At 40.5% G+C, this 13,313-nt stretch carries 16 protein-coding genes and 1 riboswitch; of the genes, 6 read left to right on the top strand and 10 right to left on the bottom strand.

Translation table 11 applies throughout. The features are described 5' to 3' along the window. Positions 1 to 54: 54 nt before the first annotated feature. The 4 genes from thiW to thiD are packed head-to-tail and all read right to left on the bottom strand — an operon-like array spanning position 55 to position 2,937. Positions 55 to 570, bottom strand: a complete 516-nt coding sequence (gene thiW, locus ACFQ4X_RS04250; protein WP_379833314.1) for an energy coupling factor transporter S component ThiW — start codon at positions 568 to 570, stop codon at positions 55 to 57. Further along, a complete protein-coding gene (gene thiE, locus ACFQ4X_RS04245) occupies positions 571 to 1,245 on the bottom strand; it encodes a thiamine phosphate synthase (RefSeq protein WP_379833313.1) in 675 nt (224 codons plus the stop codon). Next, on the bottom strand, positions 1,242 to 2,141 hold the full coding sequence (gene thiM / locus ACFQ4X_RS04240) for a hydroxyethylthiazole kinase (RefSeq protein ID WP_379833312.1): 900 nt from the start codon (positions 2,139 to 2,141) through the stop codon (positions 1,242 to 1,244). Before thiM ends, thiE begins: the two co-directional genes overlap by 4 nt. Continuing rightward, complete coding sequence (gene thiD / locus ACFQ4X_RS04235) at positions 2,128 to 2,937, bottom strand: bifunctional hydroxymethylpyrimidine kinase/phosphomethylpyrimidine kinase (RefSeq protein WP_379837032.1); 810 nt, start codon at positions 2,935 to 2,937, stop codon at positions 2,128 to 2,130. The genes thiM and thiD overlap by 14 nt, the downstream gene beginning before the upstream one ends. A gap of 90 nt (positions 2,938 to 3,027) precedes the next feature. Then, a riboswitch (TPP riboswitch) is annotated at positions 3,028 to 3,136 on the bottom strand. Positions 3,137 to 3,508: 372 nt separating this feature from the next. On the opposite strand from thiD, the gene ACFQ4X_RS04230 reads away from it, so the two are divergent. Next, positions 3,509 to 3,739: an IDEAL domain-containing protein gene (locus ACFQ4X_RS04230; protein WP_226537230.1), complete on the top strand. Its 231-nt coding sequence runs from the start codon at positions 3,509 to 3,511 to the stop codon at positions 3,737 to 3,739. A 136-nt stretch (positions 3,740 to 3,875) separates the two neighbouring features. Here the strand turns inward: ACFQ4X_RS04230 and ACFQ4X_RS04225 are convergent, their stop codons facing one another. Then, positions 3,876 to 4,781: a DUF4349 domain-containing protein gene (locus tag ACFQ4X_RS04225; protein WP_379833311.1), complete on the bottom strand. Its 906-nt coding sequence runs from the start codon at positions 4,779 to 4,781 to the stop codon at positions 3,876 to 3,878. A 194-nt stretch (positions 4,782 to 4,975) separates the two neighbouring features. Here ACFQ4X_RS04225 and ACFQ4X_RS04220 point away from each other — a divergent pair, with 194 nt between their 5' ends. Together ACFQ4X_RS04220 and ACFQ4X_RS04215 are read left to right on the top strand one after the other, a co-directional pair. After that, entirely contained in the window at positions 4,976 to 6,013 is a 1,038-nt protein-coding gene (locus ACFQ4X_RS04220; protein WP_379833310.1) for a YecA family protein, read from the top strand. Between the two features lie 148 nt (positions 6,014 to 6,161). After that, entirely contained in the window at positions 6,162 to 7,154 is a 993-nt protein-coding gene (locus ACFQ4X_RS04215; RefSeq protein ID WP_379833309.1) for an alpha/beta hydrolase family protein, read from the top strand. Positions 7,155 to 7,193: 39 nt separating this feature from the next. Here the strand turns inward: ACFQ4X_RS04215 and ACFQ4X_RS04210 are convergent, their stop codons facing one another. Beyond that, positions 7,194 to 8,510: an APC family permease gene (locus ACFQ4X_RS04210; protein ID WP_379833308.1), complete on the bottom strand. Its 1,317-nt coding sequence runs from the start codon at positions 8,508 to 8,510 to the stop codon at positions 7,194 to 7,196. A 155-nt stretch (positions 8,511 to 8,665) separates the two neighbouring features. Continuing rightward, positions 8,666 to 8,884, bottom strand: coding sequence for a hypothetical protein (locus ACFQ4X_RS04205; RefSeq protein WP_379833307.1), 219 nt, complete (start codon positions 8,882 to 8,884; stop codon positions 8,666 to 8,668). Positions 8,885 to 9,050: 166 nt separating this feature from the next. Between ACFQ4X_RS04205 and ACFQ4X_RS04200 the strand changes: the two genes are divergently transcribed. The 3 genes from ACFQ4X_RS04200 to ACFQ4X_RS04190 are packed head-to-tail and all read left to right on the top strand — an operon-like array spanning position 9,051 to position 10,675. Then, the gene (locus ACFQ4X_RS04200; RefSeq protein ID WP_379833306.1) at positions 9,051 to 9,362 is read left to right on the top strand and encodes a PadR family transcriptional regulator; all 312 of its coding nucleotides are present in this window, start codon (positions 9,051 to 9,053) and stop codon (positions 9,360 to 9,362) included. A gap of 3 nt (positions 9,363 to 9,365) precedes the next feature. Continuing rightward, positions 9,366 to 9,914, top strand: a complete 549-nt coding sequence (locus tag ACFQ4X_RS04195) for an HAAS signaling domain-containing protein (protein ID WP_379833305.1) — start codon at positions 9,366 to 9,368, stop codon at positions 9,912 to 9,914. Next, positions 9,911 to 10,675, top strand: coding sequence for a DUF4097 family beta strand repeat-containing protein (locus tag ACFQ4X_RS04190; protein WP_379833304.1), 765 nt, complete (start codon positions 9,911 to 9,913; stop codon positions 10,673 to 10,675). The genes ACFQ4X_RS04195 and ACFQ4X_RS04190 overlap by 4 nt, the downstream gene beginning before the upstream one ends. Before the next feature lie 40 nt (positions 10,676 to 10,715). On the opposite strand, the gene ACFQ4X_RS04185 is transcribed toward ACFQ4X_RS04190, so the two are convergent. The 3 genes from ACFQ4X_RS04185 to ACFQ4X_RS04175 form a co-directional block, all read right to left on the bottom strand. Next, positions 10,716 to 11,504 (bottom strand): DeoR/GlpR family DNA-binding transcription regulator, encoded by a 789-nt coding sequence (locus tag ACFQ4X_RS04185; protein ID WP_379833303.1) that lies wholly within the window; start codon positions 11,502 to 11,504, stop codon positions 10,716 to 10,718. Positions 11,505 to 11,865: 361 nt separating this feature from the next. Next, the gene (locus tag ACFQ4X_RS04180) at positions 11,866 to 12,189 is read right to left on the bottom strand and encodes a phosphoribosyl-ATP pyrophosphohydrolase (protein ID WP_379833302.1); all 324 of its coding nucleotides are present in this window, start codon (positions 12,187 to 12,189) and stop codon (positions 11,866 to 11,868) included. 53 nt (positions 12,190 to 12,242) lie between these two features. After that, complete coding sequence (locus tag ACFQ4X_RS04175; RefSeq protein ID WP_379833301.1) at positions 12,243 to 13,271, bottom strand: YkvI family membrane protein; 1,029 nt, start codon at positions 13,269 to 13,271, stop codon at positions 12,243 to 12,245. Positions 13,272 to 13,313: the final 42 nt, after the last annotated feature.

Genomic DNA, 13,313 nt, shown 5'->3' with positions numbered 1-13,313 from the left:
TTCACCGGGTGATAGTACTCAGTGTACGGCGTGGAGGCCTATTCGGTGCATAGCTTAAACAGATTTTTCGTGCGACTCTGCATTCAGATTTACGTATGAACTTTTTCTAATCAACCTGAGCACCATCCATCCAATGATTCCACCAGCGACAGAACTTGTGAGAAACGGAAGGACGAAGAAAAATGCGCCTGTCTTTGATCCTAAGAAAAGGGCTGCGACCGGAACGGCAATAATCGCTCCTATAAGACCTGTTCCAATCCACTCACCTGCCGCTGCTGCTCCATATGTTTTAGCTCTTCTATAAAAATACCCCGCTAACAAAGCTCCAATCATCCCCCCTGGAAAGGCAAGCAGCGAACCGACACCAAATAAATTACGCAAAAGCCCTATGGCGAATGCTACAACCACTGCTGGAAGCGGGCCTAATATTACACCAGCGATCACATTTATCGCATGCTGAACAGGAAAAGCTTTTGCAACACCAGCTGGAATCCACAATATGTGTGAAGCCAGAGTGCCAATAGCAACAAACATTGCCATAACCGTCAGCTTTTGAACTGAAATCTTCATTTACAAACCCCTCTTCGCGTTTAATATGTCGAGTAACAATTCACGAGATGTTTTTCTTGGATCTTCTGACTGACTGATCGCTGAGATGATTGCCGCTCCATCTGCACCCACTCTGATAACAGATGCAGCATTAACCAAAGAGATTCCGCCAATTCCAACAACAGGAACGCTTATCTCGTTTGTTCGGAACTCTTTGAAAACCCCTGTTCCTACAGGCTCCTTCGCATCAGGTTTGGTAACAGTTGCGTAGATGGGACCTGCTCCGATATAGTCAGCCCCGTGGTCAACAGCATCTTTTGCTTCAGCAATGGTATGCGCGGAAACGCCGAGGATCTTGCCTTCTGTCTCTTTGCGAAGAAAAGCTAAACTGCCATCTGTCTGTCCAACGTGTAGACCATCAGCATTCACTGCTTTCATCAATTCCAGATCATCGTTCACAATAAAAAGTACACCATGATCCCTACAGATTTTTTTAGCCATCATTGCTGTTTCAAACCGTTTTTCCCCTTTTAAAGAATTTGCACCTTTTTCACGGTATTGAAAGGCTGTGATGCCGCCTTTCACAGCCTGAAGAAGTATTTCACGGAAAGACTCTGGAGACTGACAGTTCATCGTGCCTGCTACAAAATAGAGTGATAGCTTATGAGCCAGGTTTACTTGTGAGAGTGCTGTCATGTGTGTGCACCTCTTTCAACTGCTGCTGTGCTCTCCAGCCAGTTGATCTCATCCTGCCAGATGGATTTCGTAGTTTCTAATAAAAAGAGTTCATCTAAAAGCTTTGTTTGAAAACTTCCAGGTCCTCTCGATGTTTTCACAGCTTCCTCTGCCGCTTTCGTGAGCATCAGAAGCGCAAGAGCTGTGCGCTCTAGAAAAGAAAGCTTGTGTACTGCTTCTTCTTTTTGATTAGCCTGATACAGAGCAATCATTGAAGTAGCAAAACAGCCGGTTCCTGTCACTAGCGAAAGCATCGGGTGACCATGTGAAAGTTCGATAACTCTCTCCCCATCTGAAATGACATCCTTCTCACCTGTCATCGCTATAATGCACCCTGTCTGTTTTGCAGCAGTTATTGCAAGCTGGTGTAAATCACCTTCAAAATTACCGAGGTCGCCGTCCGCTCCCCGGCCTTCCCAGCCAAGACCAGCGAGAAATTTCATCTCTGCCGCATTTCCGCAAATTGTCAGAACTGTTTGGGGACTGACCCCCTTTAATTGTGAATATTCTGACAACAATTCTTTAATGGTTTCCTGGCGGAATGAAGACAGCCCCACTCCTACGGGATCGAGGACGACAGGCACTCCGGTGTGCATAGCCTTACGAAGTGCAAGTTTCATAGACTTAGCTGAAGCTTCTTCCAAAGTTCCAATGTTAAGCACCAATGCATCTGACACCGCAACTGCGTCTTCTACTTCCCTCAAGTCGTGAACCATTATAGGACTCCCACCCGCAGCTAGAACACCGTTGGCGAGGAAGTTCATCGTTACATTATTCGTAATATGGTGGACTAGTGGCCGCTCTTTCCTGATCTGTTCTACATATGCTTTCCAAACTTGTACTCTAGCGCTGTTCATGAAGAATCCTCCTATAAGCAAAGTGATTTACCGGTCCATGGCCGGAACCGACATCAATACCGTGTTCGATTGCCGTCTGGATAAACTTTTTCGCATTTCGAACGGCATTTTCCAACGTTTTACCGTAAGCCAATTCAGCTGCAACTGCAGCTGAGAATGTACAGCCAGTACCATGTGTATTTTTTGTGTAAACACGTTTATCTACAAGTTCCCACAATTCAACACCGTTGTAGACGAGGTCTGAAACAAACTCTTCCTCCATATGTCCGCCTTTTATCACCACATAATCAGCACCCATATTAAACAGGATGCGTGCCGCTTCACTCCTTGATTCATCACTCGTGATCTCTATCCCTGTCAGTGCTTCAGCTTCAGGAATATTAGGTGTAACTACTTTTGCAAGGGGCAGCATATACATTTTCATCGCTTCCAGAGCATCCTCACCTAATAGGCTTGCCCCGCCTTTTGCAACCATAACAGGATCGACGACCAGGTTGCTCCAGCCAAACTTTTTAATAAAAAAGGCGACTGTTTCAATATATACACCCGAAAACAGCATGCCTGTTTTTACCGCGTCAGGCTTAAGGTCACTTCCGATTGAAGTTAATTGCTGCTCCAATCCATCCAGAGGAACTGGATACACACCTTGCACACCCGTAGTGTTTTGAGCCGTAACGGCAGTTAGTACAGACATTCCGTACACACCAAATTCCTGGAACGTCTTCAAGTCAGCCTGAATACCTGCACCGCCGCCACTGTCAGATCCAGCGACTGTCAGTGCTTTGCATACTTTGATTAATTGTCCCATCACGTTTCCCCTCCTTAGCTATAAACACAAAAAGCCACCCGCAAATAAAAAGCGGGTGGCTATTACGATTGTAGATAGTAATGGACCACGCCGCTTCCCTACGCCAGTATTAACCGGATCAGGTTCAAAGGGTCGAAGGCTATAACCTTCTCTCAGCTTAAAAACATAAGCACCCCTAGCGGAAATGACGATATTGATTTAACACAATCCTACTCACATACCATCTAAAAAGTCAACGTTTTTTTCAAATATGTGTTTCTCAGTGTTTAAGCCTACAAAAATACGGGGAAATAGTAAGTAACACAATATAAACACATAAATAACACTAAATTATAACACTTGCAACAAATGGGAAAGTCAACCGTAATAATGTCACAAACTATTAAAGAATTACCAAAAGGTGGTGAAAATGCAGTACATTGGAATGATTATCAAAAATTTTTTCAGAATTTTCAAATAAAATGGTTGTCATTGGGCACCTTGCTCAGTATACTAGTAGAAACCTAGAAACATAAAAGGTTAAATTGGATAGGGAGATAATTTCAAGGAGGGAAACAGGATGAAAGACAAAAACACTTCTTTTAACAAAAACCAAAATGAGATGGTGCAGTACAAACAACAAAAAAGAGACCCATTTGCCTTCAGCCTTATTGCCCAAATGGTTCTGGATGAAGCCCTGCATAGTTATTACAAAGAGTATTATGAAAAAGAAATCGACAATGCCTTGGATCAAAAAGATAAAGAGCGTTTTATGAAACTGACTGAAGAATACAAAGCTTTTCTCGGATAAGGCTTTTGCGCACGGTTCACCATAAAAAGGTGCCGTAAAAGCCAAAACACCCTTTCAGCTTCCGGACTGTAATCCGGGCTGCAGAGGGTGTTTCTGACGTACCTGTTATCTGACATGAACAAAACTTAATTACTTATTACATGGATGTCGGAGAACCCGGCTTTTTCTTTTGTCCTTTTTTCCTTTTCCATAACCAGAATACAACGGGTATCAGCACAATCCACACAGGTGCTAATCCAAATAGTGCAACAACGATAAATGAAATCGCAGAAACAAAGAAGTTTACTGTCTCCATGAATAGCATCTTCGTTTTTTTCCAAGTGTTTAAATCCCCTGTCTGCAGCTTCTCTGCTTTCAGATTCTTCACTTCAAACTGGATAGTAACTGTCGAGTAATCGCTTTGATTTTTTAAAAAATTAAGCCTTCCTTCAATCTGTTCAATTTCTTCTTGTACTCTAGCAAGGTCTTCAGAGATTTTTAATAAGTCTTCCGTTCTTTCAGCCTCTTTCATAAAGGATTCAAGCCGATCTCTCACCTGCTGCTTCGCTTTTAATCGAGAAGACAGATCCACATATTCTTCTGTAACATCTTCCCCTCGCACACTTTCATGCGGAGTCCCTTCACTTATATCCTTCACTTCCTGCAAAAACGGCCGGAAACCATTCATCGGAACACGTACTGTCATCATCCCATCTTGGTAGCCTTTCTCACCGATATTCGTGTTGGATTCAACGATGTAACCTCCTTTATCCTCAACCATCTTCCGCACCGTTTCCATCGCGTTCTGCAGCTTTTCTACGGTTATTCGCAGATCTGCGTTATAGATAACTTTCCGCTGATCTTGGATAGATTGTTTCTTTTCACTTTTCTCGGATGAAGCTGTCCCTTCATCAGCAGATGACTTTGAAACTTCCGTCTTAGCTTCAGAGCTGTCGCCACCTGCCATGTTATATTCAGCTTCCTTTTTACTTCCTCCATTGCTGCTGCAGGCTCCTATTAATAAGACACAGATCAATACCCACACTTTCCATAATTTCCACATATCGTAAATCCCCCTTTTCTGCTTAGACGCTTTTTACTAAATAAAGGTTTCAGGCCACGAAAAACCAACCTATTGAATGATTTTTTCTTAACCTTTTTTATGATAAAATGTTGTCTGGTGATTAGTAGTTTGAAAAAAATCCGATTTATGCTAGTATGTACAGGATAAGTAAGTGGTTTAACTGGAGGAATAGCATGTCAATGATAGGAAGAAACGATCCGTGCTATTGTGGCAGCGGAAAAAAATATAAAAAATGTTGCTTACATAAAGAAGAGCAAACACGCGAAGTGTCTTTTCATCAAGAAGGACTCATCAAATTTGCCCTTGAGAACTATCAGCAGGATTTAGCAGCACGTACGTCTGAGTATGTGAAAAAATATCCGGTTGGCAAGGACCAGGAGCAGACGTATGCGAACATCGCTGTTTGCTGGGAAGTTTTCTGTTCTGAAATAAAAGGCGGCAAAACACCTGTTGAGCTTTATGTCGAAAAGGTGAAGAACTCTGTTAAGCCTGAAGTTGCCGAGATCTTAGCCGGCTGGACAAATACAGTACCTTCACTTTATAAAGTCGTAGAGCAAAAAACTGGCTTTATTTTTACCGTGAAAGACATATGGACAGAGAAAGAGTACGATGTGACAATCAACGCTGCTGATAAACCGAAAACAGACAGCGCATTGCTAGGAACACTCGTATCGAACGGCATCAATTACGAATTTTATGTCGGCTATGTAGAGATGCCTATTTCTGAATTGCCGCCATTAAAAGAAGCGGTTGAGAAACTGCAGCCTTTAGCAGATGCAAAAGAGATTTTCAAAAAACAATTCCCGGCTGTACTGCAGCTTTCTTTAATTGATATAACGGCAGGGGTTCCGCAGCCTAAAGCAGAACAAAAGCAAGCTAGTACTGAAAAGCCTGTAGCAGCTGTAAATGCAGAAACTTCAAGTGACTCGGAAGAGAAAGATGAAAAGTACACAGCTGTAACTGAACTTGTTAAAGCTAATGCGGAAACAGAAGTGGTTAAAGAGGCTGAAAAACTTTGGAGTGAATACATCAACGAATCAAAGCCAGCCATTCGTAAAGAAGAAATCTATGCTGCAGCTTTGGATTACCTCGTATCAAAAGATATCAGAGGCATTAACTCCACACAAGCTGAAACAGCCAAGAAATACGGCGTGTCACCAGCAAGCCTTTCATCTCGCTACCGTGAAATGAAAGAACTATTAAGCGTATAAGCTATTATTATTCATATTCTCCCGTCAGGAATCTCCTGACGGGTTTTATTATTGATCGCTACAGAAAAATAAATATTGCATTTGTAAACCTTTGTACTAATATCAATATTAAGAAGTATTTTCCATTTTGAGGACGGAGGTTTTAAATGTGACTCCATTATTCACAGAAAAAGAAATTGAAATAGCAGGGAATAAAAAATTGTATGGTACTCTCACAATCCCCGAAACCATCAACAACACTGAAAAATATCCAGCCGTTCTGCTCATTTCTGGATCTGGTCCTCTAGATCGAAATGGAAATGGTCCGAAGGGTAAGTATCAGCTAAATATTTATAAAGAACTTGCTGAATACATAACGAATTTAGGTTTTATCACTTTTCGATACGATAAAAGAGGTACGGGTAAAAGTGAGGGAGACTGGTTATCAACCGGCCTTTGGGAGCTTGTTGAGGATTCGGAACAGGTATTTCAAATCCTTAAAAACCATCCTCTTGTTGATCCAGATAAAATTATCGTTGCAGGTCACAGTGAAGGTACAATAATAGGTACAGCATTATCGGAAAGGCAAACACTAAATGGATTGATGCTTCTATCTGGCGGAGTTGGTAATTTAGATGAATTTACAACATATCAAAGGTTATTTACATACCAAGAATTAAAGAGCTCTAAAGGTCTAAAAGGATTCCTTATGAGATTACTTATAAATGAAAAGAAAGCAGAAGTTAAAACCCAAAAACAAATACAGAAAATGACAGAATCTAATAAAGATGTTTACAAAGTTTTATACCTATTTAAACAGCCTGCAAAGTGGTTCAGAGAGCATTTTGCCTATAACCCCAGAGAAGACTTGAAAAAGATAAACTATCCTGTTATAGCAATTTGCGGTGACAAAGATGCACTTGTTAATCCAGCCCTCTTAGAGGAGCTTCACACACTAGTAAAGGGACCTTCTGAGACTCATATTATTAAAAATATGGAGCATGGCTTCCGTTTTCAGGAGGAAGACAAAACCATGGTAAAAGTAAAGAAGCTGATGAAGGTCCTTCCTTCGAGACCATTGAACCAGGACGGATTAGATGTTATATCCTATTGGCTTGAGTCACATTATAAAGCGAAACGTTCAAATAATATCGCACAATAAAAAAAAGACCCCAGTGAGGGTCTTTTTTTTTACATTTTATTAGTAAGTTTGATCTTTCCGCTGCAGCCAATAATAGACTGGCAGTCCTGCCACGGTTATGAATATGGCTGTAAAACTATCAAACGGATTATTCATAATTGTAGCACCGACAATATACATTGAACCGATAATCGCAAAAATCGGAACGACCGGGAATAATGGCACACTGTAAACGCGTGCTGCCCCTTTATTACTCTTGCGAAGCTTAAACACCGCATAAAATGCAAAAATGTAGAAGATATAAACAGCAAAGATCGCCATTTCTGATAGATAATCAGGATCAGTCAGAATCATCATAATGATTGCAATAACAACCTGCAAATACGTTGCGGCGATTGGGGTACCGTACTTCTCGCTAACTTTGCTGAACGTTTTTGCCATCGGAAGCTGATTTCGTTCCGCCATTGCAAACGGCACACGAGGAATCGTTAAGATTTTACCGTTTAAGCAGCCAAAGATCGATACTGCAATACCGACCGCAATCAGTTTACCCCCTAATGGCCCAAAAAGTATCGTTGCCGCAGATGCGGCAGAGTTTTCACCAAGTCTCACGATCTCAGAAGCTGGCAGAATATGCAGCAATGCGATATTTATTAGAAGATACGCAGCCATTACGATCAATATGCCGCCAATAATTGCTTTAGGCAATGTCTTCCCTGGGTTCTTCATCTCCCCCGCTACAAATCCAACCATAAGCCAGCCATCATATGCAAATAGAGTTGCTAAAATTGCTGCTCCCATGCTGATTTCAACTACAGATCCGCTTGAAGAATTTAAGATCTGTTCGTTCCCCTGCGCAATCCCAAACACGATAATCAGAGCAATAGGAACAAGCTTTCCAATCGTGAACAGGTTTTGTACGAAACCGCCATATTTTGTTCCGAAATTATTTACAATTGTAAGAAAAAGTACAGTTCCGATCCCAATCCAAGGACCAAACGATTTTTCCCAAGAAAAAAGATTTGCTATCAATGATCCAAAGTACAAGCCAAGCGCTCCAATTACGGCTGGTCCATAGATGACTGTCTGCACCCATCCGCTCAAATAACCCCAGACCTTGCCATATACTTCTTCCATATACACATAAAGACCGCCCGTTTTCGGGATCTGTGTCGCTACTTCAGCGATCGTTAACCCGCCAGCAAGTGTAATAAGACCGCCAAGAGCCCACGCCAACAGAGCCAGGTTTGAATTCCCAGTGTATTCCAAAACACTTCCAGGCTTCATAAAGATACCGGATCCAATTACCGTTCCAATAACGATGGACATGGCTACAGAAAGCCCAATGTCTTTTTTCAATGCTGCTTCTTGATTCATGCTGTGTCCACTCCTTAGAAAACGTTTGTCCATCTGAAAAATACTAGTGTCACTTTAACATAAACAAGTCAAAATTGTCACTGCTTTCCATAATAGACAGGCAATTCAGTTTTTTGCAAAGGTTTTCTATAAAATTGGAGCGGACAACGGACTTTCTAAAGTTCGTTTCGCCTTAAAAGCTGCTTTTTTATAAACGCTTTTTCCATCATGTCATTTAGTTGTTTTTCTAGCTCCTTCTTTTCATCTGGAACAGTTACAGACCTTATTTTCCTTTTCAGCTCACGTATTCTCAATTTTTCTTCGGATGAAAAATGTGAAGAATGAAGCAATACTCTCACCTCATTTCCTGTCAGTACTGCTTTTTTAGTAAGCACAAAGCAAACCTGCTTATAGAACATTTGATGTGTCAGAAAATCTTCCACTCTATTTTTATCAATATATTTCCAAATTCGGGCTTGCTATTTGAAAAACTGATAGTAATATATTACATATATAGTACCTTGCAATAAACAGTACTGAGTAAAGTGGTGATGTGGAAAGATGAATGTCCAATTTAAAAAAGGTGTTCTTGAACTATGTGTACTTGTTCTTACCTCAAAGAAAGACCGTTATGGTTATGAGCTAGTGGAGGAGATCTCAAAAAAGTTCGAGATCTCTGAAGGTACCATCTACCCTCTTGTAAGAAGGCTTACAAAAGAAGGTCTCTTTTCAACCTATCTTATGGAATCAAACGAAGGGCCTCCTAGAAAGTATTACAAAATAACGGAAAAAGGCATTGAGCTGAAGAATGAACTTTTACAAGATTGGCAGCAGTTCACAAAAGGTGTAAATGAAATGCTGGAGGAGGAATAACAAGTGAATAAAAAAACGTATTTAAATGAATTAGCAGAAGAACTAAAATCGCTTCCTCTCAATGAACAAAGAGAAGTTCTTGAAGATTATGAGGAACATTTTAACATGGCACAAGAAAGCGGCAGATCGGATGAGGATATTATCTCAGGCCTTGGCAGTCCAAGAAAAATAGCAAAGGAACTCCTAGCTCAATCTGAAATCTCAAGAGCAGAAGAAGATCCATCTTTACACTCTGTTACCCGTGCAGTGTTTGCGACTCTCGGATTAGGTTTGTTCAATTTAATTTTTGTACTCGCACCATTTATCGTTTTAATCCTGATACCAGTAGTACTCATTATCGTATCGGGAGCACTTCTCATCTCACCTTTCCTGCTGTTGATTCAAGACGGACTAACAGTAACATTCTTAAAAGAAATATTCTTGATTCTCGGTTTAATTGGAATAGGTCTTCTCTTTTTTACAGGAGCATTAAAAGCCTCACGAGTGGTATACAAAATGACATTAAGCTATCTAACGTTCAACCTCAGGATTATTAGGAGGAAATACACATGAATATTAAACTGATCGTACGTGTTGCGTGTATCCTGATTGGGCTCTCAATCGCAGGAAATGTTGTGTTGTTTGTAATGGGGGAATCCCCGTTTAATCTTGCAAAAATTGAAGAGAAGCACTTACTCTCTGCTAAAAATATTAAGGATATAGAAGTTTCAACCAGTATAGGAGATGTTACTGTTCAGCCGCATAACAGTGACAAAATAGAAGTTCGAATGGAAGGGAAAATCGAAAAAAAGAATGCGGATAATTTACATCTTTCTGTAACAAATGAGAATAACAATCTTAATATTGATGTTACAGAAAAAAGAACAGTACATTTCTTTTCAGTTTTTTCAGGTGATTATCATTTAATCGTAAAATTGCCAAGAGAAGAATTTCAACTGCTGCAAGTAAATTCAGATGCTGCTTCCATCACCTTAAATGATGTAAAAGCAGACCATGTTGAGATAAGTACTGACATGGGAGATATCTTTATTAAGGATGTAGTGGGAGCTGTTTCGGCTAGGTCAGATGTTGGAGACATTGAAGTACATGTGCAAAATATCGAGAAAGACATTACGGCAAAGTCTGACGTAGGAGATATTACTGTCAAAACAAAAGAACAGCCGAAGCACTTGCGAACCCAAATGAGTAATTCAATCGGCGAAGAAATTATAAAGCTGCCAAATATAGAAAACGGTTCTATCGGGAACGGTGGACCGTTAGTATTCCTTAAATCAGAAGTTGGCGACCTGGCCTTAATGATGCATAGTGAATAAAAAAGACCTCCATTCGGGGGTCTTTTTGTTTGATATGGAATTATTCTGCGTTTTCGGTTCGTGTTTTTTCTGTGCTTGCGATGATGATTTTAACACCTTGCTGTTCGATTGCTTGCAGATGATCTCGTACTGATTCATCATCAGTGATAACGGCTTGCAGATTCGAAACCGGTCCAACATTCGCAAAAGCATTAACTCCGACTTTATAGTGTGGAAAAAGGCCAATACTCTTTCTGGATACTGAGCCAACAGCCTTCATGAAAGCAGCTGCTTCAGGGGTAGCAGTACTTATTCCGCGTTCTGAAATTCCGCCGCCTGTTGCGAATGTGAGGTCAAATGAATATTGATTTACAAGCTGTGTTGCAAGAGCATCTGTCATATTGCCGGAATTTTTCACTTTTCCTCCGATTAAATATAAATCGATGTTCTCCCGCTCACGAAGTGCATCAGCTATTTTTAAGGAATTTGTAACGATCGTGAGTGGAACTTCAGGTAAATGTCTGAGAAGGACATAATGGATAGAAGCTCCACCGATAAAAAGTGTATCTCCTGCTTGAATCCATTTTGCTGCTTCTTTCGCAATGGCATTCTCGTGTTCTGATCCTTCTGAGTAGCGTTTTGCCGGAGCAGGAGGGCCTTTCTTCACTTCTGTCACAGGTATTGCACCGCCATGTGTACGTTTGACGAGCCCTTTATCTTCTAATGTTGAAAGGTCACGGCGTATCGAATCAATTGAAACTTGGAGGACATCTGATAACTCTTTTGCAAGAACACGACCTTCATTTTTTAACACTTCTAAGATCTTTTCTCTTCTTTCTTCAGAAAACATAATAATTTTCCTCCATTACCTCTTATTTCCACGTGGTACTCTAATCATATGCGGCATTATGCTTGTTTGTCAAATATTTTTTGCATGTTTTTTCCTGTTTTATCTGTTTTGAAATTGAAACAAGCAAAAACAAGCATGAGAAGAGCACCTGTTTTTGCTTGTTTATAAGATTCATAGTTCCATATAGATTAATCACATAATTTTTAAGCCTCATCACATAAAAAGTGAAGATAATCACATAAAAAATCGAGGTAATCACATAAAAATGCATCACCATCACATAATTTATCAAAATAATACATTATGTCTTTCTGATAAATACAAATCAGTGATTTGTATTTGTCTGGGGTCAGACCCCACTTTAGTCTTCCACCTTGATCAGGAAGAGGCGCTCATGGAATCGGCCATGCTTTTTCGCTTTCTCCTGCCTGATCTCATCCAGTTCCCTTAATGTGAGATGGTGCACTTTTGTAAGCGAAATCAAAATCTCAAACAAACCTGCCAGTTCTTCGGCTGCATCTCTCTCACTTACCGCTTCTCGGTACTCTTTCACACCCTCAGCGAGCTTTTTCTTTAATTCACTCTCAAACTCTTTATCTCCAAGAATGCGGAATGTCCCTTTTTTTCCCGCGAGTTCAAGCAATTCTGGTATTTTATCACGGACTAATTTATTGTAATACGCCATTTACTTTTTTCCCTTCCAGCAATTTCGGTTCATCATATATTTCAATGTATTCATCAATTAAGCTTTTTAGCAGAAACAACCGTTAAAAATATTAAAGCAATCATCCCGAAGACCGGATATAAATAATGAAGCAGTTCTGCATAGCCTACTTGGCTCAGCAAATAGCTTCCCAGCATCAAGGAAATTAATGTCGCATTGCTTGATAGCCTTACATTCTTTCTAAGTGAGCCGGCAAGACCAAATAAATTACCGATCAGTGTAGAGAAGATCTCACCATAGATTACGAGGACAAAAAAGTAATGTACCATGATTCCGAGCCCGCCAACTATTTCCGCAATCGGAATTTCGTAGCTCAGCACACGCGGAACTGAATAAAGGACATAATGGCTGTTTAACAGGATAAACGTAAGTCCTATTCCGCCTAAGAATCCTCCCCATTTGATAACTGATTCATCAGCTGCTTCCCGCGACAAAGGAACAAGCACTGCCTGTGCCAAGGTTAAGTTAAAAGCTGCGTAAGTAAAAGGACTGACTAGCCATTTCCATCCTCCAGTAAAATCCTCGGCTACAAAAAGCTGCCGTCCTCCTATATCAAACATTGAAAAAGACAATACTAATGAAAACAAAATCATAATCGGTACGATCAGTGAGTTGGTCCACAAAATTCCATCTATTCCTTTTTTCATTACAAAATACGTTACGATAAGCGTTAAAATTACTCCCGCCTGAAATGGCAGATGAAGTTGTTCCCGAAACAATGCTCCTGTTCCGGATAGCATGACACCAGTTACCCCAAATAGCATAATAAGCATCAATATGTTTACAACTCGAGATGCTGCTTTTCCGAATAAGTGATGATTCATATCATCAAATGAAGATGCTCCTATTCTTCTAGCCATAATCATCAGCTTTGTACCAATTACTATAAATAGGAACCCGCTTATTAGAATGCCAGCAAATCCAGCTGAACCGTATTTCGTAAAGAACTCAACGATTTCTCTTCCCGTAGCAAACCCGGCACCTACAACAGTGCCGATGTAAGTGGCGGCAATCTGTAATATTTGTTTTATCCGTCCACTCATGCCCTCACCTCCATGGCCATATCTTTACAAACATATGCATGG

Source organism: Fictibacillus halophilus, assembly GCF_042680145.1.
Classification (GTDB): domain Bacteria; phylum Bacillota; class Bacilli; order Bacillales; family Fictibacillaceae; genus Fictibacillus; species Fictibacillus halophilus_A.
This window is presented reverse-complemented; position numbering and strand designations above follow the sequence as displayed.